Genomic DNA, 24,536 nt, shown 5'->3' with positions numbered 1-24,536 from the left:
CCCGGTGCGACTCCTCCTCGACCTCGACGGCACCCGCTCCGACATCGACCTCGGCCGCCACAACGACTCCGCGACACTCGGCGAGCTGATCGCCACCGCCACCGGGCACCGCCTCCCGCCCGGGACGGCCCTCGCCGTCGACACCGTCCTGCACCCTGTGGAGACCCGGCTGGCCGATCTGCTGCTGCTCGAGGGAACGCGGATCGCCCGCTCCCCCCTGCCCCGACCTGCCGCGGCCCGCGGGTGGACGGCCGTGCTGTCGGGCGGTCTCGGCGCGGGAGCCGTGGTCGAGATCCCGCGGGCCCGCGCGCTGATCGTGGGCCGCTCCCCGCACGCCGACGTCGTCCTCGACACGGCGAGCGCCTCCTGGGAGCACTTCTCGGTGACCCGCGAGGGCGACGGCCTGCGGGTGCACGACGCCGACAGCACCAACGGCACCCTGGTCGACGGCGTCTCCGCGACCGGGGGCGGGGTCCTCGTCTCCGACGCCGTGGTCGTGATCGCCGGTGGGGCGGCTCTCCGACTGCGCCCCGCGCCTCCCGAGCTCCTCGCGCCCGAGCCGGGGAGCACGGACAACGTCACCGCAACGGCGACCGTTCCCTTCAACCGGCCGCCGCGACCGGGACGTCCGGCGGCCGGCGAGGCGGTCGTCCCGCCGGCCCGCCTCGAGATCGCCTCCGCCACGACCTTCAGCGTGATCACCGTCGCCGCGCCGCTCGTCCTCGCCTTCGCGATGGTCCTCATCATGGGCGATGCGCGCTACGCCCTCTTCGCCGCGCTCAGCCCCGTGGCCGGGGTGGGCATGTGGTTCGAGCAGCGGCACCGGCACGCCCGAGCGACCCGGTCCGAGGAGCAGCGCTACGGCGAGGCGCTGCAGACGCTCCGCGACGACATCGCCCGTTCCGCGCGTGTCGAACGGGCCCGCCTCGAGGAGGACGCGCCCGACCCGGCGACGACGATCCGCCGGGCGGCGCTGCCCGCCACGTCGCTGTGGCAGCGGCGCGCGACCTCCGCCGATGTGCTCCGCCTGCACATCGGCGTCGGCGACGTCCCGTGGTCTCCCCCGCTCGATCAGCGCGGAGTGCCGCGGCTCGAGGAGGAGGTGCGCGCGATCCTCGCGGTGAGCGTCGTCCCGAGCGCGCCGGTGTCCATCGATCTCGCGGACTCGGGCGTCGTCGGGATCGTCGGCGACCGCGAGGGCGGCCTCGCTCTGGCGAGGAGCCTGCTCTGCCAGGCGGCGGTCCACTGCGGTCCGGCCGACCTGGCGATAGGGGTGTTCTGCGACCGGCGACGCGACTCCGACTGGAGCTGGGCCTCCTGGCTCCCCCACACGCGTCTGGCCGGGGGCGGACGCCGCCTCTCCGACCGGCGCGACCGCAGCTCCGAGCTCCTCCGCGCCCTCCGCGACGAGGACTCGCCGCGCGTGCTCCTGGTGCTCGACTCCGACGTGCTGACCGAGGGACGCGCCGCTCCGGCGCGCGAACTCCTCGGACTCGGCCGCGGCGAGCGCGAGGCGGCGACCCGGATCTCCGGCCTCGTCCTCGCGGCGTCGGAGGAGCAGCTCCCCGCCTCCTGCACGGTCGTCGTCCGGGTCGGAGCTGACGCCTCAGCGGTCCTCTCCCGGCCCGACGAGCGGATCACCGTCGAGGACGTGGTGCTCGCCGGTCTCGCCTCCTCCACGGCCGAGCGCTGTGCGCGCGACCTGGCGCGCTTCGAGGACCCGGAGCTCGTCACCGCGGGGGCGGCTCTCCCCGCGCTCGTGCGGCTGCCGCCGCTCCTGGGCGCCGATCGTCCGACCGCCGCGGACGTCCGGGGGTGGTGGTCGAGCGCCCGGGGCGTGCGCGCGCCCGTCGGCTCGTCCGAGCACGGTCCGCTCGTGCTCGATCTCGTCGCCGACGGCCCGCACGGCCTGGTCGGCGGCACCACGGGCTCGGGCAAGAGCGAGTTCCTGCGCTCCTTCGTGGCCGGCCTCGCGGCCTGGAACGATCCGACGCGCCTCACCTTCGTGCTCATCGACTTCAAGGGGGGTGCAGCGTTCGCGTCCTGCGAGCGGCTCCCGCACACGATCGGCACCATCAGCAACCTCGACGCCCAGCTCGCCGACCGCGCGCTGCGCTCGCTCGAGGCCGAGATGCGGCGTCGTCAGCGGCTCTTCGCCGCCGCCGGCGAGGGTGTCGACGACCTCGACGCGTACTGGGCCACCTCGCCGCCGGAGCCGATGCCGCGGCTCCTGCTCGTCGTCGACGAGTTCGCCGTTCTCGCGAAAGAGCATCCCGACGTCCTGACGTCCCTCGTGAGCGTCGCCGCGGTCGGCCGGACGCTCGGCGTGCACATGATCCTCGCCACCCAGCGTCCGGCCGGAGTGGTGAACGACGACATCCTCGCCAACACCAACCTCCGCGTCGCCCTCCGGGTGCAGAGCCGGGACGACTCCGCCGACGTGATCGGAGTCGCGAGCGCGGCCGGGATCTCCCGCTCCCAGACCGGCCGGGCGTATGTGAAGCGTGGCCAGAACGACATCTCGCCCGTCCAGACGGCGCTGGTCACCGGTCGAGCGGAGGCGGCGGCCGTCGAGGCGATCGAGGTCCGCCCGGTCGGACCCACGGGCGTCCCCGTCGAGGGCCCCTCCCCTGTCGCCGCCGACGAGACGGCCCCGACCGATCTCGACCTCCTGATCGACGCGGTGGTCGAGGCGGACGCCGCTTCGGGCTTCGGCCCTCCCCGCCCGATCTGGCCGGAGCCGCTCGAGGACGCCGTGGCCCTCAGCGGGTTCGGTGCGGAGGAGTCCGACCTCGGTCGCGTCGTCGGCGACGTCCTGCACGTCGCACTCTCGGACGACCCCGACCGGCAGCGCCGGTCGCCGACCGGCTGGGATCTGGGCGAGGGGAACCTGCTCCTCATCGGCATCCCCGGCAGCGGCACCAGCACGGCGCTCGCGTCGATCGCACTGACGGCCGCCCGTCATTTCCCCCCGGACGAGCTCGACCTCTACGTCCTCGATGCCGGTTCCCGCGACTCCGCCCCGCTCGCGCGACTCCCGCACACCGTCTCCTACGCCGGAGCAGGTGGCGGATCCCACGAGAAGCAGACCCGGTTCCTCCGTCACCTGCGCGACGAGGTGCGCCGGCGCCGAGCATCGCCCGGGGGCCACCGGCGTGCGCTGGTGCTCATCGACGGACTCGCGACTCTGAAGGACGAGTTCCAGGACTGGGAGGGCCTGGCTCTGATGGAGGCGTTCGCCCACGCCTACGCCGACGGACCGGAGCTCGGCCTGCACTTCGCGGTGACGAGCACCCGGGCGAGGGCTATCCCCTCGGTGATGGAGGAGGTCACGACGCAGAAGTGGCTGTTCCGCCTCGCCGACCCGCAGGACTACGCCGCCGCCGGGGTGAAGCCGGTGCAGGCGCCGGCAGCGGTGCCGGGGCGCTGCGTCATCACCTCGTCGCTCCTGCAGACGCAGGTCGCGACTCCGAGGGCCGGTCTCGACGACGCGATCGCCGAGCTCGCGGCCGCCTGGCCGGATGCGCGCGGCAGGACGAGCACGGTCGGCACGCTTCCCGACAGGGTCGCCGTGAGCGCACTCGGGATCGAGGCCCGCTTCGATCGCGAGCCGTGGCTGCTCCCGATCGGCCTCGGCGAGTCGGACCTCGCCCCGCTGGCGTTCCAGGTCTTCGAGGGCGAGCACGTCGTCATCGCCGGACCCGCCCGATCGGGCAAGTCGACCGTGCTGCTCGCCCTGGCCGAGGCGGCGCGGACCGCCGGCTCGATCGCCGTCTGGGGAGTGTGCGATCGACGCTCCCCGCTGAGGGGCGCGGACCTCGACCGACTCGCCGTGGGCGCGGAGGAGCTCCGCACCCTCCTCGCGTCGCTGTCGACGGAGGAGGGCCCCGTGCTGCTCCTCCTCGACGACGCCGAACGCTGGGACGACACCGACCAGGCGCTGATGAGGCTGGTCTCGTCGGGTCGCCCGGGACTCTGCGTCGTGCTGGCCGGCCGGTCGAGCGAGCTCCGCAGCCATTTCGGGAACTGGACGAAGAAGGCGGCGGCCTCCCGCTCCGTGCTGCTGCTCCAGCCCGACGTCGACAACGACGGCACTCTCCTCGGCGCGCGGATCCCGCGGCGCTTCCCCGTCCCGCCCACGGTGGGCCGGGGCTTCGTCAGCCTCGACGGCGAGATCCACTTCGTGCAGTCGGTCTCGCCGACGCCGGCGGACGGCGGCTGATCAGCGCCCTCGGGCGGGTGATCGCGCCTCCGCCACCGAGTCGATCGGCGCGTCCTCCTCGAGAGCGCTCCGATCACTCCGAGACGCACCGATGGAGGTGCGCGGAAGAAGGAGCGCGGCGACGACGAGCACGTCCCGCCCCCGCTCGCCGGAGCACGCAGGGGCGGGACGGCCGGTCAGCTCCCTCCGCCGGCGGCGAAGATGTTCTGCGAGATCGTCGCCAGCTGGCTGCGCATCTCCTCGAGCTCCTGCTTGGCCTTCTCGAGGGCCGACTTCGTCTCCGGCCAGGTCGACGAGCGGAACTGCGAGGCCAGCGGACCGTCCCAGACGTTCGGGTCGGACAGTGTCCGCCCCTGTGCGTCGAGGCGGCTGATCTGATCGGCGAGGCCGCCGTTGACGATCGACTGGATCTGCTGGATCGCGGACTTCGCCTCGTCGGTCGAGAGAACACGTGACATGGATCACACCTTTCTACCCCTGCGGACGGGACCGTCCCGCCCGCTCCCCACTCCACCGTCGTTTCATGAGGATGTCTCGTCATGGTAGAAGGCAAGACAGCACAAACGGCTCGCGTGGCGTCGACGGCTCGACACTGGCGCGGGAGGTCGACTCACTCGCGAGTGGTGATCGCGAAGGGACTGCTCGAGAGGTCCGAGAACGCGCCCACTCGGGCGCGCAGCTCGCAGGACGGAGTCACCGTGAGGGCGGTCACCGTCAGCCCGTCGGACGACACGGCGACCGCGCCGCTGCAGCCGTCGCTGAACCGCACGCCCTCCACTCCGCCCGCGATCGCGTCGAGCATGCTGCTTGCCGGCGCGGACGACGGCGTCGCGAGCAGGGGGTTCACGGGGTCGGCCCCGCTCGGCCAGACCGGCACCAGCGTCACCGGCAGCGGGATCCGGCCGACCGTCCGCGCGGGAGTCTCGATCCGCACATCCCGCAGCCGCTGCACGGGATACGCCGTCCCGGTGACCGCAGGGTCGGCCACGGCCCGTGCCGTCGCAGACGCTGCCGCCGCCAGCCACCCGTCCAGGGCGCTCTGCTCGGCCACCGCGATCGGCACGGTCGCCGTGACGTCGACGATCCCCTGCGCCGGGACGTGCAGGTCCGTCAGGCTCCAACCGCAGCCGACCCCGACTCCGGTGACGCTCGGCCGGTTGCGCACCGCCGTCACTCCGGACCAGCTGGCCGCGGGGCACGCCGCCGCGGCGTCCGGGCCCGGCAGCACCTCGAGGAAGGACCCCGAGAGGGGCGCGCTCTGGGCGGAGTAGGAGATCTCGACGACCACGGCCCGTCGCTCCGCGTCCCAGGTGGCCGATCGCGTCACTCCGAGGCCCGTCGGCAGCGGCCGGTCCTGCTGCCGGGCCGACAGGTCGGCATCCGGTGCCGAGGCCCGTGCTCCGCCGCCGCGCGGCAGGACGGCGAGGAGCACCGCCCCGATGAGCAGGACGCCGGCGCCGAGGGCGGCGAGGATCATCCGCAGACGTCCGCCGCGCCCCCGCCGAGCTGGAGCCTCGAACGGCCGTTCCGCCAGGCGCAGCTCGCGGCGCGGCACCGGGCGGAGCACGGTCGCCTGCGACGACGGGCCGAGCTCGGGAGCGGGCCCCTCCTCCACCGGCTCCGACGACATCTCCACCGCCATCCCGCGGAGGACCGTGCCCGGGCGCTCGGCCTCCTCGAACTCCGCCGCGCCCGCCGCGAGCGGCAGCGCCGGCAGCCCGGCCAGCGCCGGGGAGAGGCGTCGCAGGATCCCCGCCGCCTCCGCAGCCGTCGGCCGCGACGCCGGATCCTTCGCGAGCATCCGGTCCAGGAGCGACGCGAGCCGCGGCGGCAGCTCCAGCGGCGGCGGGAGCATCGCGACATGCCGGTAGGCGACCGCGACGTCGGCGCCGGGGCCCGCGAAGGGGGTCCGGCCGCACAGCAGCTCGTAGAGCAGGATCCCCGTCGAGTAGACGTCGCTCGGCGGGCCGGCCGCTCCGGTGGCGAGCATCTCGGGCGAGAGGTACTCCGGCGTCCCGATGACACCCGTCGTCGCGCGCGGCCCCTCGGCGACCACGTGAGCGATGCCGAAGTCGGAGACGCGGACGGCGGAGCCCGCATCGTCCGCACCCTCCGCGAGCAGGACGTTGTCGGGCTTCACGTCCCGGTGGACCGTGCCGATCGCATGCGCGGCGGCGAGAGCGTCGAGGATCGAGGCCGCCACGGGCAGCGCATCGACCGCCGGGAGGGTGCCCTCGTCCCGCAGCAGCTCCCGCAGCGATCCGCCGCCGACGAGCTCCATCACGATCCCGAGCGTCTCCCCCTCCACGACGAGGTCGAGCACCTCCACGACGTGCGGGTGTCGCAGACGGGTGAGCACCGACCTCTCACGGACGAACCGCTCGACCAGGCCCGCGTCGTGCACGTGCTCACTTCGGAGGAGCTTCGCCGCGCGGTCCGGCCCCTGCGCGTCGGCGACGCGCCACACCTCGCCCGCGGCGCCCGAGCCGATCCGCTCGAGCAGGCGGTAGCGCGCCCCCAACGGATCCCCGGCACTCCTCGCCATGCCGCCTCCCGATCTGAGCTTCCGTCGTCTTCGAGAGGAAACATAGCGGAGACCGCTCGGGCGGATCAGCGGTGGCGCATCGGCCTGATCAGAACCCCTCGTTGGCGCGCGGTGCGTAGTCGGCGCCCAGCGCCTCCAGCTCGTCGGCGGTCAGCTCCACGTCCAGCGACGCGACCGCGTCGTCGAGGTGGTGGAGCTTCGTGGCTCCGACGATCGGAGCGGTGACCGCCTCCTGCTGCCGGACCCAGGCGAGCGCCACCTGCGCAAGTGGCACGCCGCGCTGCTCGGCGATGCGTGCGACGGTCGCGACGGTCCGCCGGTCGGCCTCCTCCTGCTGGCGGTAGAGGGTGCCGCCGAAGACGTCGGTCTCGGTGCGCGCCGTGGTCTCGTCCCAGTCGCGGGTGAGCCGGCCCCGGGCGAGCGGCGACCACGGGATCACGCCGACTCCCTGGTCGACGCAGAAGGGGTGCAGCTCGCGCTCGTCCTCGCGCTGGATCAGGTTGTACTGGTCCTGCATCGAGACGAACCGCGTCCAGCCGCCCAGATCCGCGGTGTACTGCGCCTTCGCGAACTGCCACGCCCACATGCTCGAGGCGCCGATGTAGCGCGCCCTGCCCGAGCGGACGACGTCGTGGAGCGTCTCCATCGTCTCCTCGATCGGCGTCTCGGGGTCCCAGCGGTGGATCTGGTAGAGGTCGACGTAGTCCGTGCCGAGACGCCGGAGGCTGTCGTCGATCGCGCTGAGGATGTGCCGCCGCGAGAGGCCGCCGCCGTTGGGGCCGGGGCGCATCCGCCCGTGGACCTTCGTGGCGATCACGACCTCCTCGCGGACCGCGAAGTCCGCGAGCGCCCGGCCGACGAACTCCTCGCTCGTGCCGTCGGAATAGACGTCCGCCGTGTCGAACGTGGTGATCCCCAGGTCCAGCGCCCGCCGGAGGAAGGTCCGCGACTCCTCCTCACCCATGCTCCAGCCGTGGGCCCCGCGGTCGGGAGCGCCGAAGCTCATGCAGCCGAGGACGATCGAGGAGATCTGCAGGCCGCTGGAGCCGAGTCGGGTGGAGTCCATGCGCGTCGCTTCCGTGTCGAGGAGGGGGTCCCTCCAGCGTCGCACCCGCGAGCGGCGGCGCGCCAGCCGTCCGACTACACGGTCGGATCGCGACGAGTGGCGGCGACCACGCTCGGGAGGAACAGCGCGACGACGGCCACCACGGCCGGCGCCAGCAGCGCCCAGCCGATGTCGGGCACGGCGTACTGGCCCTGGAAGGCGCCGAGCGCCACGGCCATCATCACCAGCTGGATCGTCAGCGCCGACGCGCGCATCCAGCCACGCCGTCGCACGGCGCCGAGCGTCGTCGCGGCGGCCCAGCACACGGCGATCAGCGCGAGGACGACGATGGCGATCCCTCCGCCGACCGTGTCGGCCCGGGTCGTCAGCAGCTCGAGCACGAGCCACGCCGCGACCCCGGCGACGACGAGCGTCTCGAGGGCCAGGACCGCGATCAGCACTACCAGACCGAGCGGCCGGGAGGCGGTCGGGCGGGGTCCGCGGGACCCGTTCGCGTCAGCGGTCACAGGCACATCCCATCCAGGACTCTTGATTCGGGCTCATCCCCGTGACAGGCTAGTCCAGTTCGTTTCACCGCTCACAGGGTCGTGGGTTTCCGCCGATGTGAACATCCGATCCCGCCGCGCCGTCAGGCAAGGGGGCGAGCCGGATGACCAGCACTGGAGCCGGGTGGCCGACGCAGTGCTCGCGCATCGCGTCGAGTGCACCGGCAAGAACCGAGCGTTCTCCCGTCCACCACCCCGATTCACCCCGCGCTCCAGCACGGGGCCTCGTGGCGTGCGCCGGTGAGGGCGCGGAGGTCGAGTACTGGTCGGGATCGTCGGCGTGGATCGATCATCCCACCCGAACACTGCGTGGTTCCTCCACGCACGCCTTCACACAAGGAGCACCCGCATGGACTGGCGCGACAAGGCCGCTTGCCTCACCGCAGACCCCGAGCTTTTCTTCCCGGTCGGCAACACCGGCCCGGCCGTGGACCAGATCGAGAAGGCGAAGTCGGTGTGCGCACGCTGCACCGTCACCGAGGTCTGCCTCCAGTACGCCCTCGAGACCGGCCAGGACTCGGGCGTGTGGGGCGGCCTCAGCGAGGACGAGCGTCGCGCCCTGAAGCGCCGCGCCGCCCGCGCACGCCGCGCCTCCTAGGCGCACGAGCCGCTCGGCGGCACGAACGACCCCGACCCCCGTCGCCTCTCGGCAGCGGGGGTCGCGTCGTCTCCGGCTTCAGGAGCGGGCGCGCTCCAGCCATCGCAGCGGCACCTCGATGGTGACCTCGGTGCCGCGCCCGACCAGCGTGTGCCAGTCGATGGTGCCGCCGAGCTCGCCCTGGATGAGCGTGCGCACGATCTGCGTGCCCAGGCCCGATCCGACCTTGCCCTCCGGCAGCCCGACGCCCGTGTCGCGCACCTTCACCGTGAGCTCGTCATCGCTGCGCGAGGCGACGATCTCCACGTCGCCCTCCCGTCCGGCCAGGCCGTGCTCGACGGCGTTGGTGACCAGCTCGGTCAGGGCGAGGGCGAGCGGAGTCGCGTACTCGCTGGGCAGATTGCCGAAGCTCCCCGTCAGCTTCGGGTGCACCGTGGTGTTGTGGGTCGAGGCGACCTCGGCGATCAGCAGCAGCACCCGGTCGAAGACCGCGTCGAAGTCGACGTTCTGGTTCAGCCCCTCCGAGAGCGTGTCGTGCACGACCGCGATGGCGGCGACGCGGCGCATCGCCTGCGTGAGCGCCTCCCGGGCGAGGTCGGAGTGGGTGCGCCTGGCCTGGATCCGCAGCAGCGAGGCCACGGTCTGCAGGTTGTTCTTCACGCGGTGGTGGATCTCGCGGATCGTCGCGTCCTTGGTGATGAGCTCCCGCTCCTGGTGGCGCAGCTCCGTCACGTCGCGGCACAGGACGACGGCGCCGACCCGCTCGCCGCGGTCGCGGATCGGGATCGCGCGCAGCGACACCGTCACTCCGCGGGCCTCGATGTCGGTGCGCCACGGCGCCCGGCCGGTCACGACCAGCGGGAGCGACTCGTCGATGACGACCTTCCCCGCGATCAGCTTCGTGGTGACCTCGGCGAGCGACTCCCCCTCGAGCTCGTCGGCGAAGCCGATGCGGTTGAACGCCGAGAGGGCGTTGGGGCTCGCGAACGTGGTGACGCCGTCGACGTCCAAGCGGATCAGTCCGTCGGACGCGCGCGGCGCCCCGCGACGAGGACCGGTCGGCGCGCCCAGGTCCGGGAAGTCGCCCGAGGCGATCATCGAGAAGAGGTCGTTCGCGCAGTCGTTGAACGTCAGCTCCTGCCGGCTCGGCGTGCGCGTCTCGCTGAGGTTGGTGTGGCGCGTGACGACCGCGATGGGGCGGTCCGTCGTCCCGCCGTCGGAGGCCCCCAGGCGGCGCAGGACGGGCACCGCGCGCACGCGGGTGGGCGTCTCCTCGAACCAGTCCGGGGCGGAGGTGTCGACGATCCGCGCGGTCTCGAACGCCTCGACGACCTGGGCGCGCCACTCCGACTTGATCCTCTGCCCGACGAAGTCGCGGTAGAAGAGCGTCGCCGCGCTGCTGGGGCGCGCGTGGGCGACGGCGACGAAGCTGTCGTCGGCCGTGGGCACCCAGAGCACGATGTCGGCGAAGGCCAGGTCGGCGAGCAGCTGCAGGTCGCCGACGAGCAGGTGCAGCCATTCGACGTCCGCTTCGTCGGATCGGCCGTGGGAGAGGACGAGGTCACTGAGGGTCGACACCCGACAAGCCTAGGGCGCGGCCGGGCGGCGCACGCCGGGCTCGCTGTCCACAGCTCGGGACGGCCGACGATTATCCACAGTCTGCGCCCCTGCCTTCCATGAGCATCCCTCGACTGCTTCGATGAGGTCGTCCTCGCGTGCCGACCCAGCGCGCCCCGCCCGTCGAGCAGAGAGGTGACCCGGACCCGTGAACAGCTCGTCCTGCCCCAGGAGATCGCCGCATGAGCCTTCCCCTCCACGCCTTCGACTACCGCACCCTCCCCCTCGATCCCGAGGCGGCCGTGGAGCGGCTCACCCTCGCGGAGTTCTTCGCCCCGCAGCCTGCGACCCGCGCGGAGCTGCCCGAACCGGAGCCCCTGCTCGCCCGGCTCACGCACCTCGTGATCGAGATCCTGGAGGGCTCGCGCGAGATCGACCAGATCGCGCGGTGGCTGAGCGACGAGGTCTACCACCACCTGCAGAAGCGGGTCGTGCTCGCGGCCCGCGCCCGCAGCCTGCGGAAGCGGACGGCGCAGCGCGTCCCGTTCACGGTCGGACGGGTGATCGTCACGGAGCCGCGGGACGGTGTCGTCGAGGGAGTCGTGCTGGTGCATCACCGCGCACGGAGCCGGGCCGTCGCGATCCGGCTCGAGGGCACGGACGCGCGCTGGCGTGCCACCGCGATCAACGTGCTGTGAGGAGCGGGTCAGCGCTCCCGGACGGCCGCACCGGCCGGGAGCACGATCTCCACTCCCCTGTCGCGCAGGGCCTCCTCGAGCTCCGGGGGCGGCGGTGACGAGATGATCCGCGCGATCGAGCTCCGCGACCTCCTCAGGGACGGCTTCACCGCCGCCGACTACGACCACATCGGCGGACTCCCTCCCCAGCCCGGCTCGCAAGCGGTGTGCGCAGCGGTGGAGTCGGCGCTCGAGGCCTGCTGCGTCCCCGGGCTCGTCCTCGAGACGGACCGGCCGACGACGATCGGCCTCGGCGACACCTTCGCCGGCGGCTTCGTCTCGGCCCTCGCGCGCGGCGAGTCCTGACGGCGGGCGAGGCGGGCTCCGAGCCTCCGCAGGAACGCCGACGGCCCCGGACACCCGCTGCTGCGGGACCGGGGCCGTCGGCGTCGTCCGGGGAGGACTCAGCGGCGCTTGGACTGCGCGCGCCGCTCCTCGCGGTTGGCGGGGGCGTCCGAGCCGCCCGGCTTCTGGCCGAAGGCGCCGGTCGTCGGAGTCTCCTCCGCCTCGCCCTCGGGAAGCGCCTTGCGGGCCTCCTCGGCGCGGGCCTTCGCGGTGGCCGCCTGCTGCACCTTTCCGCGCTGGTCGCGGACCTCGACGCCGCCGGTGTCGCTCGGGGCCGAGTAGCTGAGCTTCTCGGCCGGAGCGACCGGCTGAGCGAGGCCCTTGGCCGCGACTCCGGCGACCTCGCCCTGCTTCTGGGTCACCTCGACCTCGAGGTTGAAGAGGAAGCCGACGGTCTCCTCGCGGATCTGCCCCATCATCTGCTGGAACAGGGCGAAGCCCTCGCGCTGGTACTCGACCAACGGATCGCGCTGGGCCATCGCGCGCAGGCCGATGCCGTCCTTGAGGTAGTCCATCTCGTAGAGGTGGTCGCGCCAGCGGCGGTCGATCACCGAGAGCACGACACGGCGCTCGAGCTCGCGCATGGCGGGAGAGCCCAGCTGCTCCTCGCGGCGCTGGTAGGCGAGCTGCGCGTCCGAGAGGATCTCGCGGCGCATGAACTCCTTGTTGATGCGGCCGCGGCTGCCCGCCTCCTGCACCACCTCGTCGATGGTGAGGCTGATCGGGTACAGCGTCTTCAGCTCGGTCCAGAGGGCGTCGAAGTCCCAGTCGTCGCCGTTGCCGTCGCCGGTGTGCACCTCGAGGATCTCGTCGATCACGTCGACGAGGAACTTCTGGGTGCGCTCGTGCAGGTCGTCGCCCTCGAGGATGTGGCGGCGGTCCGAGTAGATCGCCTCGCGCTGGCGGTTGAGGACGTCGTCGTACTTGAGGACGTTCTTGCGGATCTCGGCGTTGCGGGCCTCGACCTGCGACTGGGCGCTGCGGATGGCGCGCGAGACGACCTTCGACTCGATGGCGATGTCGTCCGGGACGTTGCCGCGGCCCATGAGCGCCTCGGCGGCGCCGGAGTTGAACAGGCGCATGAGGTCGTCGGTGAGCGAGAGGTAGAAGCGGCTCTCCCCCGGGTCGCCCTGGCGGCCCGAGCGTCCGCGGAGCTGGTTGTCGATGCGGCGCGACTCGTGGCGCTCGGTGCCGAGCACGTAGAGGCCGCCGGCGGCCTGGACCTTCTCGGCCTCCTCGCCCACCTTCTCCTTGACGGCGGCGAAGACCTCGTCCCACGCGGCCTCGTACTCCTCCGGGGTCTCGGAGGGGTTCAGGCCCTTGGCCGTCATCTCGGAGACCGCGAGGAACTCGGCGTTGCCGCCGAGCATGATGTCGGTGCCTCGACCGGCCATGTTGGTCGCGACGGTCACGGCGCCGAGGCGGCCGGCCTGGGCGACGATGGCCGCCTCCCGCGCGTGGTTCTTGGCGTTCAGGACCTCGTGGCGCACGCCCTTCTTGGCGAGCAGGCGCGAGAGGTACTCGCTCTTCTCGACGCTGGTCGTGCCGACGAGGACCGGCTGCCCGGCCGCGTGGCGCTCCGCGATGTCCTCGACGACCTGGGCGAACTTGACCTGCTCGTTCTTGTAGACGAGGTCGGCGTTGTCGATCCGCTGCATCTTGCGGTTCGTCGGGATCGGGACGACGCCGAGCTTGTAGGTCGACATGAACTCGGCGGCCTCGGTCTCGGCCGTTCCGGTCATGCCGGAGAGCTTCGCGTAGAGGCGGAAGTAGTTCTGGAGCGTGACGGTGGCCAGTGTCTGGTTCTCGGCCTTGACCTGCACGCCCTCCTTCGCCTCGATGGCCTGGTGGATGCCCTCGTTGTAGCGGCGTCCGGCCAGGATGCGGCCGGTGTGCTCGTCGACGATCAGGACCTCGCCGTTCAGCACGACGTAGTCCTTGTCCTTCTTGAACAGCGCGCGCGCCTTGATGGCGTTGTTGAGGAACGAGATCAGCGGGGTGTTCGCCGACTCGTAGAGGTTGTCGATGCCGAGGTAGTCCTCGACCTTCTCGATGCCGGGCTCGAGGACGCCGACGGTGCGCTTCTTCTCGTCGACCTCGAAGTCCTCGCCCTCGTCGAGGCGCTTGGCGAGGTTGGCGAACTCCGCGAACCAGCGGTTCGCCTCGCCCGACGCCGGTCCGGAGATGATCAGCGGGGTGCGGGCCTCGTCGATGAGGATCGAGTCGACCTCGTCGACGATGGCGTAGAAGTGGCCGCGCTGGACCATGTCCTGCGCCTGCCACGCCATGTTGTCGCGGAGGTAGTCGAAGCCGAACTCGTTGTTCGTGCCGTAGGTGATGTCGGCCGAGTACTGCTCGCGGCGCTGCTCCGGGGTCTGGCCCGAGAGGATCACTCCGGTCGTCATGCCGAGGGCGCGGAACACGCGCCCCATCAGCTCGGACTGGTACGACGCGAGGAAGTCGTTGACCGTGACGATGTGCACGCCGCGGCTGGCGATCGCGTTGAGGTAGGCCGGGAGGGTCGCGACCAGCGTCTTGCCCTCTCCGGTCTTCATCTCGGCGATGTTGCCCAGGTGCAGGGCGGCGCCGCCCATGAGCTGCACGTCGAAGTGGCGGAGGCCGAGCGTCCGGCGCGAGGCCTCGCGGACGGCGGCGAACGCCTCCGGCAGCAGGTCGTCGAGGGACTCGCCGTTCGAGTAGCGCTCGCGCAGCTCGACGGTCTCGTTCTTCAGCTCCTCGTCGCTGAGGTGCGTGAAGTCCTCTTCGAGGGCGTTGACGGCCTTCGCGTAGTTCTCGAGGCGGCGGATGACCCGCCCCTCCCCGACGCGAAGGACCTTTTCGAGGACAGAGGCCACGGGGTACTCCAAAAAAGTAGAAGACAGGAGTCGCGCGCCGGAGCGCGGACCGCGACCAGCCTAGCCGGGGCGGGCGGCGAGCGGTCGGGGCGACGCGTCCGCCCTGGGCGGACTCCCTGCCTGGGCACGGGGAGGGCCCCGGAGCGGATGCTCCGGGGCCCGGGGTCGGATCTCAGCCGGCGGCCTGCTCGGCGAGCTCGTCGGCCTCGTCGCCGAGGCCGATGACGCCGTAGTCCCAGCCCTTGCGGCGGTAGACCACGCTCGGGCGGTTCGTGTCGGAGTCGATGAAGAGGTAGAAGTCGTGTCCGACCAGCTCCATGTAGTCGACGGCGTCGTCGACGGTCATCGAGACGGAGGCGAAGACCTTCTTGCGGATGACGACGGGGCAGTACGGCTCCTCGACCTCGTCCTCCACCGGCTCCGGCGCCTCCTGCACGGGGATGACGCCCGTGCTCAGCTGCTCCAGCACCGCCGCGTCGGCCGGCTGGATGGCGACGACGCTGAAGTCGTCGGCGGCCGCGTCGCGGAGCGAGGTCGGCCGATGCTGGCCCCGATGGACCTTCTTCCGGTCCTTGGCGCGTCTCACCCGTTCGAGCAGCCGGCCGATGGCGACGTCGAACGCCGCGTACTTGTCGGCTCCGCTCGCCTCGGCCCGGACCACGGGCCCCTTGCCGATCAGCGTCAGCTCCACGCGGTCGCCGCCGGCCGAGCCCTTGCCCTCGGCGTGCCTGCTCGCCTTGATCTCGAGTGCGAGAGCACGATCGGCGAGGTGCGCCACCTTGTCCGACTTCTCCGTCGCGTACGCGCGGAAGCGATCGGTGATGTCGATGTTGCGTCCTGTGATGTCGATGTCCATGACAACCTCCCAGTCGAGTACGGCGTGCCGCCTTTCTCCGGGGCGGACCGTTCACGCCGTGCCCCCACCGTAGACCCCGGCCACCGGATCGTCACCGGGAGTTCATCCGGATTCTGCTGCTACGTTCCCTCCTCGTTGCGAGGTGCCGGCCAGGGCCGCCGCGGCCCGGACCGTCCCGCCGGCCGCACGCACGGCGCGCCGGAGCTCGAGCAGGGTCGCGCCGGAGGTGACCACGTCGTCGACGAGGACCACCGGCGGCCACGACGAGAGCGGACGGCGGGCGCGGAACGCCCCGTCGAGGTTGCCGCGCCGCTCGACGCGGCCGAGCCCGACCTGGTCGCGGACCATCCGCGACCGCCGGAGAGGACGCGCCGCCCGCCCTCCCGCCGCGGCGACCAGCTGCGCGACGGGATCGGCGCCCCGCCGCACGCGGCCGAGCCAGGAGCCGGGCGGGACGACCAGGATCGCGGGGCTGCCGGCGAGCGCCGCGCCGAGAGCGGGACGCAGCAGCGCGCCGAGCGGGGCGAGGCTGGCCGTGCGGCCCTCCTCCTTCAGCGCGACGACGAGGCGGCGCACCGTGCCCTCGTACGGGGCACCGGTGACGACGAGGAGCGGATCGTCCGGCGGTCCGACGACGCGGGTCAGCAGGCAGGCCGAGGCGGCCGCGTCGGCCGAGCAGTCCGGACAGGGCGCCCGGCTCGTCGGCTCTCCGCAGGCGGGGCACTCCAGCGGGAGGAGGACGGCGAGGGCGTCGAGCAGGTGATCGGAGAGCATGCCTCCACGTTCGCCGTCCGGGCCGCGGCGCGGTGGGTGGATCCGTCGGATCGGGACGATCCGCCCGCCCGACGCGCCTGGGGAGGAGCATCCGGGGAGCGCCGTCGTCGACAGGGCTCGTCGTCGCCGACAGGACCCGTCAGGACCCCATGCCGGTCTGCGTCGCGAGCAGCCGGATGTCCGTCGCGGTCGTCTGCCAGGCCGAGCCCCGTTGCTGCCGGAGCTCCCCGCCCTCGGCGAGGATGCGGACCTGGGTCGAGGTGTTGCCCGCGGCGATCTGGACCGTGCCTGTCGTCGTGCCGAGCGCCGTGGCGCCTCCGCCGAGCAGGTTCATCGTGACGGCGTCCTCCCCCGTCGAGCCGCGCACGACCGACACCACGTCGAGCTCGTCCGTCCAGGCCGCGGCGACCGCGGTCCCCAGGGTCGAGCGGAGGACGACCGGCTCGCCGACCGCCACCGGGTCGCCGTCCCGTGAGCGGGTGATGCCGGCCACCAGCACCGTGGCCTGCTGCCCGTCCTGGGCGAGCGCCAGCATCCGGGTGCCGTCGCGCGACACGGCGATCGAGGCGAGCGACTCGACCTCGCTCCAGGCCGTCGCGACCTGCATCGAGCGCGAGCCGTCCGCGGAGTACGCCACCAGCTGCCCGGGCGAGGCCGACGGCACCGACCAGACGTACCCGAGCGGATCGATGGACGGCGCGACGAGGCCCGACCGCGCGTCGAGGAGGACGTCGGCACCGTCGGGCTCCACGAGGCTCACGCCCGCGGCGGTGAGCACGGCGGCCGATGCGTCCGAGTCGGCCCCGCGCTGCTCGCCGAGGACCGCGGCCCGCGGCTGCAGCGCCTCGATCCGATCCGAGATCCCGAGGCCGGCCAGCCCGGAGGAGCCGAGGAATCCGAAGGCGTCGTCGGTCAGCACGAGCGGCCGGGTGTCGACGCGGGGCGAGGTCGGCAGGCCGGTGACCTCGGAGGGGACGTCGATCGGGTTCTGCTCGACCGAGAGCGCGACTCCGGTGACGTTCGAGACGTTCGCGAGGCTCCGGTTCAGCTGCAGGGCCATCAGCCGCCACTGCGCCGGATCGGCCTCGAGAGCGGCCGGGTTCAGGTCGACCACGGCGCGCTGCGACTCGACCGGGACGGTCTCGGCCGCCAGCGTCGTCCCGGTCGGGAAGGCCGACACGACGGCGGCGGAGTCCCGCAGCCACGGCGTGGGGCCGCGCAGCAGCTCGGTGACGATCGTGGTGCTGGTGGAGCTGTCGGCGCGCGAGGCGAACCAGCGCAGGTCCGGCACGAGGTACTGGTATCCGGGGTCGAAGAAGTAGAGCGCGTGCGTCGAGAAGACCTGCTCGAAGGTGGTGCGGTCGATCACCACGCCGCTCGGCGGCGCGCTGATGCGCCACTCGCCGTTCTCCTGGACGAAGCCGTAGTCGAGGGTCAGGCCGGCCGTGGTGGCGACGTCGGTGTAGACGCCGGTCGCGTCGACCTCGGCGACGGGCGTGATCGTCAGCGAGAGCGTGGATCCCGACTGCGGCGAGGCGGAGCGCTGGCCCTCGTCGACCGTCACGTGCTCGCCCGGCGTCCAGTCGGCTCCGGTGGAGAGGAACTCGCGGGCGATCTTGTAGTTGTTCTGCGGGCTCGACGCGGCGTCGATGAAGCCGGTCAGGATGTCGCGCTGCGACGCACCGACGGCGGGTCCCGACGGGAGGAAGTCGTACTGGAGGTCCTGCGGCGCGGTGTCGGGCCGTCCGACTCCGACGTCGCCGTCCCGCGGGATGCCGGCGCACCCGGCCAGCCCGAACGCGAGCAGCGCGGCGGCCGCGACGGCGCGGAGGACGCCGCGCCTCACGGGAGCACCCCCGCGGCCCCGACCGGAGGAGCCTGCAGCGGAGGGAGGACGATCGGGCCGCTGTAGGCCTGCTCGCCCGCGTCGACCGGGGGCAGCGGGAGCGGCGAGGCCTCGATCCGCTCGCCGCGGTGCCGGGGCACGGTCAGGCGGAAGCAGGCGCCGCGATCGGGCACGGACCAGACCTGCAGCCAGCCGTGGTGCAGGGCGGTGTCCTCCTGCGCGATGGAAAGGCCGAGGCCGGTGCCGCCGAGCGTGCGGCGGCGGGACGGGTCGGCGCGCCAGAAGCGGTCGAAGACGCGCACCACCTCCTCGCTGCTCATGCCGTGCCCGTAGTCGCGCACCGCGAGGGCGACCGCGCTGGCGTTGCTGTCGACGGTGACGACGACCTCGCGGCCGTCGCCGTGCTCGATCGCGTTGCCCAGCAGGTTGCGGACGATCCGGCGGATGCGGCGCGGATCGAGGTCGGCGTCGAAGTAGCCGCCCGGGGCGGAGAGAGTGAGCCGGGAACCGTTCGCCTCCGCGATCCCGCGCATCGCCTCGATCTCGTCGCCGGCCAGCTTCACCAGGTTGACCGGCTCGAGCTCGAGCTCGGCCGATCCCGCGTCGTGGCGGGAGATCTCGAGCAGGTCGGCGAGGAGGCTCTCGAAGCGGTCGATCTGGCTGTGCAGCAGCTCGACCGTGCGCTCGGCGACCGGGGCGAAGTCCTCGCGCTGGTCGTACAGCACGTCCCCGGCCAGCTTCATCGTCGTCAGCGGCGTCCGGAGCTCGTGCGAGACGTCCGAGACGAAGCGCTGCTGGACCTGGCTGAGCGTCGCGAGCTCGCTGATCCGGTCCTGCAGGCTGTCGGCCATGCCGTTGAAGGACCGGGCGAGGGTCGCGATCACGTCCTGGCCCCGCTCGGGGATCCGCACGTCGAAGTCGCCGGCGGCGAGGCGCTGGCTCGTCTCGGCCGCGACCCGGACCGGGGCGACGACGATCCGCACGACGACCCAGCTGACCGCTCCGATCAGCAGGATGAGCAGGATCCCCGCCACGTTGAGCACCTGCTGCACGAACTGGAGCGTGCGCTCCGCGTCCGCGAGGGAGTAGCCGATGTACAGCTCGTAGCGCCCGGCCGAGCTCGGCAGCTCGAGGGTCGAGCCGACGAGGATGCCTGGCTGCTGCTGACCGGAGGCGTCGAGCGTCACCGACTGCCAGTACTGCCCGTCGGAGCCCGCCTGCACCCGCTCGCGCAGCGCGTCGCTGATCACGCCGTTCTGCAGCTCGCGGTTGTAGATGTCCTGAGGCGCCAGCGAGGACGCCTCCTGGTCGGGCGAGCGCACGACGGCGATCAGCGCGGAAGAGGAGGCGTCCCGGACGGCGGTGCGCACCGAGCTCATCACCTCCTCCATGTCCTGGCGGGTGGAGACGGTGGCGGCGTCGAGGTATCCCTGCGCGGCCCGGGTCGCGCGCGACGTGTCGCCCGTGACCTGCGTCAGCCGTGACTGGAACAGGTTGTCGCTGATGCTGTACGAGAGGTAGACGCCGGTCGAGCCGATGGCGATGCCGCTGAGCAGGACCGTGATTGCGACCGCGCGGAACTGCAGCGACGTGCGCCACACCCCGAGCACGCGGCGGGGCCACCGGCGCACGTCGGGAGCGGCGAGGCGGGGCACGGTCAGCCCGGGAGGACGGCGCCGGCGCGGTAGCCGACGCCGCGCACGGTCATCACGATGCGGGGGTCGTCCGGGTCCTTCTCGACCTTGGCGCGCAGGCGCTGGACGTGCACGTTCACGAGGCGGGTGTCGGCCTTGTAGTGGTAGCCCCAGACCTGCTCGAGCAGCATCTCGCGGGTGAAGACCTGCTGGGGCTTGGAGGCGAGGGCGAGGAGGAGGTCGAACTCGAGCGGGGTCAGGCCGATGCGCGTCTCGCCGCGGCGGACCTCGTGGCCGGCGACGTCGAGGCTCAGGTCCCCGACCTGCAGCACCGCGTTCGCGGCGGCGGTGGCGGGACGCAGGCGCGTCCTGATCCGCGCGACGAGCTCCTTGGGGTCGAACGGCTTGACCATGTAGTCGTCGGCGCCGGACTCGAGGCCCTGCACGACGTCGGAGGTGTCGGACTTGGCCGTCAGCATGATGACGGGGACGCCGGACTCGGCGCGGATCGCGCGGCACACCTCGATCCCGTCGATCCCGGGCAGCATCAGGTCGAGCAGGACCAGGTCCGGCCGGGCCCGCCGGAAGGCCTCGAGGGCGCCTGAGCCGTCCGCGCAGAAGGAGACGTCGTACCCGTCGGCGCGCAGGACGATGCCGATCATCTCGGCCAGGGCGGCGTCGTCGTCGACCACCAGAATGCGCGCGCTCATCGGTCTGCTCTTCCTCGTCTCGGGTCGCGCCCGCCCACGGCGCGCACGGTGACCCGACCCAGGCTAACCGACGCACCTCTCCGTGGGCGGGGAGCGGGCTCTGCGGGCTAAGGGGGTCCGCTCGGGGGAGGACCCCGCCCGCACGCCTGTGACAGCATGGAGGGGATGACCGACGCAGCTCAGTGGCCCCCGCCCGCAGGGCGTCCGGACGACGCGGCCGTCCCGGCGCAGGACGGCGACCGGCGCAGGCCGCTGCCCGCTCCCGTCGCCCCGGCCTGGTCGCCCGCGCCGCCGAGCGAAGGCCCCGTACCACCCGGTCCCGCCGGGGGCTCCTGGTCGCCCGCCGGCGCCGGCCCCTGGTCGCCCGGACGCCCAGCGCCCGGCTGGACTCCCCCGCCCAAGCCCGGTCTCGTGCCGCTGCGCCCGCTCGGCTTCGGCACCCTGCTCGGCGCCCCGTTCCAGGTCCTCCGCCGCAGCCCCCGCACGACCCTGGGCGTCGCCCTGCTGGTGCAGGGCCTCGGGTCGGTGCTCGCCCTGGCGGTCTACGGCTTGATCGCGGTGCTCGCCGTCGGGCGCATCGCGCAGGCGGAGTCCGCCGACCGCGACGCCGTCGGCGCGGGCTCCCTCGCGGTCGTGGTCCTGGCCGCCTTCATCCCCCTCGCCGTCTCGCTCGCCAGCGGTGCCCTCGTGCAGGGCGTGGTCGTGCTCGAGGTCACCCGCGGCGTCCTCGGCGAGCGGGCGACCTTCCGACAGCTGCTCGCCCGGCTGCGGGGCCGCTTCTGGGCGCTGATCGGCTGGACGGTCCTGCAGGGCGTCGGCTACCTCCTCCTGGTGCTCCTCGCCGTGGCGCTCGCCGTGCCGCTGTTCGTCATCGGAGCGATGGACGGGACGTCGAGCGCGATCGTCGGCGGGATCCTGGTACTCGTCGGCTCCGGCCTGGTCGCCCTCGCGCTGGGGGTCTGGCTGTCGACGAAGCTCGCCCTGGTTCCGAGCCTGATCGTCGTCGAGCGGCTGCCGCTGCGCCGTGCGGTGGCGCGCTCCTGGCGGCTGGTGGCGGGCGGCTTCTGGCGCACCTTCGGCGCGCTCGCGCTGATGACCGTGATCATCCAGGTCGCCGGCCAGATCGTGGCCACGCCGTTCAGCCTGCTCATCCCGATCGCCGGCGCCCTGATCGCCCCGACCGACCCGGACGCGCAGCTCGTCACCTCGCTCGTGGTGACGATCGCCTCCGTCGCCGTGGGCTTCGTGATCGGCGCCGTCGGCACCGTGCTCCAGTCGGCCGTGACGGGCCTGGTCTACCTCGACCGACGGATGCGCCGCGAGGGCTTCGACCTGGTGCTGATGCGCCACGTCGAGGAGCGCGCGGCGGGCCGCCCCTCCCCCGATCCCTTCCCCGTGCCGGAGCGCCCGTGATCCTCGCCGCGGCCCCTCTCGAGCCCGACGCGGAGCAGGCGCGCCGACTCCTCCTCGAGGAGCTCGCCGACCCGCGCTACCGGGCGGCCGAGCCGACCCTCTTCGACCGGGTGGTGCAGGCGGTGCGCGACTGGTTCGCCTCCCTCACGCTGCAGGGCGACGGCCCGCCGGTGCCGATCGCCGCCGTGATCGGCGTGCTGGTGCTGGTGGCGCTCGTGGTCGCCGCGCTCGTCATCGCGGGACGGCCCCGCGCCGGTCGCCGCAGCACCGTCACGGGAGCGGTGCTCGCCGACGACGACACCCGCTCGGCCGCGATCCTCCGCTCGCTCGCCGAGGCCGCGGCCGCCCGCGGGGACTGGGACGAGGCGCTCGTCGAGCGCTTCCGCGCCCTGGTGCGCTCCCTCGACGAGCGGACCGTCCTGCGGGTCTCGCCCGGCACGACCGCGCTCGGCCTGGCGTCGCGCGCCTCTGCGGCCTTCCCCTCCTCCGCCGCCGCGCTGCGCCGCACGGCCGACGACTTCGACCGCGTGCGCTACCTCGGGCAGCCCTGCGGCCCGGCCGAGTACGAGCGGGTCGCGGCTCTGGACCGCGAGCTCGCCGCGGCCTCGCCGGTCCTGGACGCCCTGGCGGCGCCCCGGTGAGCGCCGACACGGTCTCCAGCCCGACCCTCGGCGCGCTGCTGCGCCGCGGACGGGTGTGGGTGCTCCTGCTCGTGATCGTCGCGGTCGGCACTCTGCTGCTCACCGTCGCGACCGGGACCCGGGTGGCCGCCCTGGACCTCGACGTCGACAGCGCGACCCCGGACGGCGCCCGCGCGCTCGCCCAGGTGCTGCGCGATCAGGGCGTCGAGGTCGTCCGCGCCGACGACCTGGACTCCGCTCTCGCCGCCTCCTCCCCGGACGCGACACTGCTCGTCGACGACCCGGACGTGGCCCTCGACGAGGCCCAGTACCGCCGGCTCGCCCGCGCCTCGGCCTCGCTCGTCCTGGTGACCCCGGGAGGAGCCGCGCTCGACGCACTGCTGCCGGACGTCCGCTTCGCCGGCTCCCCGGCCGGCGACGGCCCCTTCCGCGCCGAGTGCCCGCTCCCGGCGGCCGAGCGCGCCGGGACGCTCCCCGCCGGAGGGAGCACGTACCGGATCCTCGACGACGGCGACGCGGTCGGCTGCTTCCCCTCGGGCGACGACGGCTTCCTGCTCGTGAGCACCGGGTTCCCGCAGGGCGCCGACGTCACCGCGATCGGCGACGCCGACCTCCTCCGCAACGGCACCATCGGCCAGGACGGCCGCGCCGCTCTCGCGCTCGGACTGCTCGGCGGTGAGGACCGGCTGGTCTGGTACCGCGCCGGAGCTGCCGACTCGGCGAGCACCACCCCTGCACCCGCCGACCTCGCGCCCGGCTGGGTGACCCCGGCTCTCCTGCTGCTGGTGGCCGTGTTCGTCGCCTCCGCCGTCTGGCGCGGCCGCCGGCTCGGCCCGCTCGCGGTCGAGCCGCTGCCGGTCGTCGTGCATGCGAGCGAGACAGCCCGCGGCCGCGCGCGGCTCTACGCGCGCGGAGCCCTGCGGCCCCGCGCCCTCGACGCACTGCGCATCGGCACCCTCCGGCGGACGGCCGCGCTCCTGGGACTCGCTCCGGCGACCGGGGTCGACGAGATCGTCGCCGTCGCCGCCGAGCGCCTCGGCCGCGATCAGGCCGCGCTGCGCCATCTGCTCGTCGACGACCTGCCGGGCGACGACGCCGCCCTCGTCGCCGCCTCTGACGAGCTCCTCCGCTTCGAGAGCGCGCTCCGCGCCGCCCTCTCCCCGACGACCGCCCGACGACCGGAAGGCCCCTCCCGATGAGCGACACCACCCCCTCCGCCCGCGACGGAGCGCCGGTCTCCGACGACGACCTGCGCGCCGAGCTCGACCGGGTCCGCTCCGAGGTCGGCCGCGCGGTCGTCGGCCAGGACGGCGCCGTCTCCGGGCTCCTAATCGCCCTCCTCGCGGGCGGCCACGTCCTGCTCGAGGGCGTCCCCGGAGTCGCGAAGACGCTGCTCGTGCGCGTTCTGTCCGTCTCGCTCGGCCTCGACACCCGCCGGGTGCAGTTCACGCCGGACCTGATGCCCGGCGACATCACCGGCTCCCTCGTCTACGACGCCTCCACCTCCGGCTTCGCCTTCCGCGAGGGCCCGGTCTTCACGAACCTCCTGCTGGCGGACGAGATCAACCGCACGCCGCCGAAGACCCAGGCCGCGCTCCTCGAGGCGATGGAGGAGCGCCAGGTCAGCGTCGACGGGCGCACCCTGCCTCTGCCGGACCCGTTCCTCGTCGCCGCCACCCAGAACCCGGTGGAGTACGAGGGGACCTACGTGCTCCCGGAGGCCCAGCTGGACCGGTTCCTGCTCAAGCTCGTGCTCGACATCCCGCCGCGCGACGTCGAGGTGGAGGTGCTCTCGCGCCACGCCGCCGGCTTCGACCCGCGCGATCTCGACGCCGCGGGCGTGCGCCCCGTGCTCGACGCCGCTCGTCTGCGCGCCGCCCAGGCGTCGGCCCGGCGCGTCGGAGCCGGCCCCGACGTCCTCGGCTACATCGTCGACCTCGCCCGCGCCACCCGCGAGAGCCCGAGCGTCAAGCTCGGCACCAGCCCCCGCGGCTCGACCGCCCTGCTCGCGGCGTCCCGCGCCTGGGCCTGGCTCAACGGCTACGGCTCGATCACCCCCGACCATGTGCAGGCGATGGTCCTGCCCGTGCTGCGCCACCGCATCCAGCTGGAGCCGGAGGCGGAGCTCGAGGGCGTCCGCACCGAGGCCGTCCTGGGCGGGATCCTGCAGCAGGTCCGCGTCCCGGTCTGAG

Annotated in this window: 19 protein-coding genes; 8 read left to right on the top strand and 11 right to left on the bottom strand. The window is 73.3% G+C overall.

Annotated features, from left to right (window positions below; all coding sequences use genetic code 11):
• Positions 1 to 4: 4 nt before the first annotated feature.
• The gene (locus C5C74_RS00845; protein ID WP_104350804.1) at positions 5 to 4,222 is read left to right on the top strand and encodes an FtsK/SpoIIIE domain-containing protein; all 4,218 of its coding nucleotides are present in this window, start codon (positions 5 to 7) and stop codon (positions 4,220 to 4,222) included.
• 176 nt (positions 4,223 to 4,398) lie between these two features.
• On the opposite strand, the gene C5C74_RS00840 is transcribed toward C5C74_RS00845, so the two are convergent.
• The 4 genes from C5C74_RS00840 to C5C74_RS00825 form a co-directional block, all read right to left on the bottom strand.
• Complete coding sequence (locus C5C74_RS00840; RefSeq protein ID WP_104350803.1) at positions 4,399 to 4,680, bottom strand: pyrophosphorylase; 282 nt, start codon at positions 4,678 to 4,680, stop codon at positions 4,399 to 4,401.
• 152 nt (positions 4,681 to 4,832) lie between these two features.
• Complete coding sequence (locus C5C74_RS00835; protein WP_104350802.1) at positions 4,833 to 6,767, bottom strand: serine/threonine-protein kinase; 1,935 nt, start codon at positions 6,765 to 6,767, stop codon at positions 4,833 to 4,835.
• Positions 6,768 to 6,855: 88 nt separating this feature from the next.
• A complete protein-coding gene (locus C5C74_RS00830; protein ID WP_104350801.1) occupies positions 6,856 to 7,833 on the bottom strand; it encodes an aldo/keto reductase in 978 nt (325 codons plus the stop codon).
• Between the two features lie 74 nt (positions 7,834 to 7,907).
• A complete protein-coding gene (locus C5C74_RS00825; RefSeq protein ID WP_104350800.1) occupies positions 7,908 to 8,339 on the bottom strand; it encodes a hypothetical protein in 432 nt (143 codons plus the stop codon).
• A 388-nt stretch (positions 8,340 to 8,727) separates the two neighbouring features.
• Here C5C74_RS00825 and C5C74_RS00820 point away from each other — a divergent pair, with 388 nt between their 5' ends.
• The gene (locus C5C74_RS00820) at positions 8,728 to 8,976 is read left to right on the top strand and encodes a WhiB family transcriptional regulator (protein ID WP_055788231.1); all 249 of its coding nucleotides are present in this window, start codon (positions 8,728 to 8,730) and stop codon (positions 8,974 to 8,976) included.
• 78 nt (positions 8,977 to 9,054) lie between these two features.
• Here C5C74_RS00820 and C5C74_RS00815 read toward each other — a convergent pair whose 3' ends face one another.
• Positions 9,055 to 10,554, bottom strand: coding sequence for a sensor histidine kinase (locus tag C5C74_RS00815; RefSeq protein WP_104224128.1), 1,500 nt, complete (start codon positions 10,552 to 10,554; stop codon positions 9,055 to 9,057).
• A gap of 221 nt (positions 10,555 to 10,775) precedes the next feature.
• Between C5C74_RS00815 and C5C74_RS00810 the strand changes: the two genes are divergently transcribed.
• Together C5C74_RS00810 and C5C74_RS00805 are read left to right on the top strand one after the other, a co-directional pair.
• Positions 10,776 to 11,231, top strand: a complete 456-nt coding sequence (locus tag C5C74_RS00810; protein ID WP_219812255.1) for an Rv3235 family protein — start codon at positions 10,776 to 10,778, stop codon at positions 11,229 to 11,231.
• Positions 11,232 to 11,333: 102 nt separating this feature from the next.
• Positions 11,334 to 11,576, top strand: a complete 243-nt coding sequence (locus C5C74_RS00805) for a hypothetical protein (protein WP_104246660.1) — start codon at positions 11,334 to 11,336, stop codon at positions 11,574 to 11,576.
• Between the two features lie 98 nt (positions 11,577 to 11,674).
• On the opposite strand, the gene secA is transcribed toward C5C74_RS00805, so the two are convergent.
• From secA to mtrA, 6 genes are all read right to left on the bottom strand, one after another.
• Positions 11,675 to 14,470, bottom strand: a complete 2,796-nt coding sequence (gene secA / locus C5C74_RS00800) for a preprotein translocase subunit SecA (protein WP_104350799.1) — start codon at positions 14,468 to 14,470, stop codon at positions 11,675 to 11,677.
• 172 nt (positions 14,471 to 14,642) lie between these two features.
• Complete coding sequence (gene hpf / locus C5C74_RS00795) at positions 14,643 to 15,326, bottom strand: ribosome hibernation-promoting factor, HPF/YfiA family (RefSeq protein WP_104224131.1); 684 nt, start codon at positions 15,324 to 15,326, stop codon at positions 14,643 to 14,645.
• 102 nt (positions 15,327 to 15,428) lie between these two features.
• Positions 15,429 to 16,100, bottom strand: coding sequence for a ComF family protein (locus C5C74_RS00790; RefSeq protein ID WP_104350798.1), 672 nt, complete (start codon positions 16,098 to 16,100; stop codon positions 15,429 to 15,431).
• Positions 16,101 to 16,239: 139 nt separating this feature from the next.
• A complete protein-coding gene (locus tag C5C74_RS17200; protein WP_181065417.1) occupies positions 16,240 to 17,946 on the bottom strand; it encodes an LpqB family beta-propeller domain-containing protein in 1,707 nt (568 codons plus the stop codon).
• The gene (mtrB, locus tag C5C74_RS00775) at positions 17,943 to 19,601 is read right to left on the bottom strand and encodes an MtrAB system histidine kinase MtrB (RefSeq protein WP_244229464.1); all 1,659 of its coding nucleotides are present in this window, start codon (positions 19,599 to 19,601) and stop codon (positions 17,943 to 17,945) included. The genes C5C74_RS17200 and mtrB overlap by 4 nt, the downstream gene beginning before the upstream one ends.
• Positions 19,602 to 19,603: 2 nt before the next feature.
• Positions 19,604 to 20,290, bottom strand: a complete 687-nt coding sequence (gene mtrA / locus C5C74_RS00770) for an MtrAB system response regulator MtrA (protein ID WP_104224133.1) — start codon at positions 20,288 to 20,290, stop codon at positions 19,604 to 19,606.
• A 165-nt stretch (positions 20,291 to 20,455) separates the two neighbouring features.
• Here mtrA and C5C74_RS00765 point away from each other — a divergent pair, with 165 nt between their 5' ends.
• The 4 genes from C5C74_RS00765 to C5C74_RS00750 are packed head-to-tail and all read left to right on the top strand — an operon-like array spanning position 20,456 to position 24,535.
• Complete coding sequence (locus tag C5C74_RS00765) at positions 20,456 to 21,703, top strand: hypothetical protein (protein WP_146082994.1); 1,248 nt, start codon at positions 20,456 to 20,458, stop codon at positions 21,701 to 21,703.
• On the top strand, positions 21,700 to 22,344 hold the full coding sequence (locus C5C74_RS00760) for a DUF4129 domain-containing protein (protein WP_104232800.1): 645 nt from the start codon (positions 21,700 to 21,702) through the stop codon (positions 22,342 to 22,344). The genes C5C74_RS00765 and C5C74_RS00760 overlap by 4 nt, the downstream gene beginning before the upstream one ends.
• Positions 22,341 to 23,543 carry a DUF4350 domain-containing protein gene (locus C5C74_RS00755; protein WP_104350796.1) on the top strand — a complete coding sequence of 401 codons (1,203 nt, stop codon included), beginning with the start codon at positions 22,341 to 22,343 and terminating at the stop codon, positions 23,541 to 23,543. The genes C5C74_RS00760 and C5C74_RS00755 overlap by 4 nt, the downstream gene beginning before the upstream one ends.
• Positions 23,540 to 24,535, top strand: a complete 996-nt coding sequence (locus C5C74_RS00750; RefSeq protein ID WP_104350795.1) for a MoxR family ATPase — start codon at positions 23,540 to 23,542, stop codon at positions 24,533 to 24,535. The genes C5C74_RS00755 and C5C74_RS00750 overlap by 4 nt, the downstream gene beginning before the upstream one ends.
• Position 24,536 lies beyond the last annotated feature (1 nt).

This window comes from Rathayibacter sp. AY1E8, assembly GCF_002931415.1.
GTDB lineage: Bacteria > Actinomycetota > Actinomycetes > Actinomycetales > Microbacteriaceae > Rathayibacter.
The sequence above is the reverse complement of the archived record's forward strand: the minus strand, read 5'-3'. Positions and strand labels throughout refer to the sequence as shown.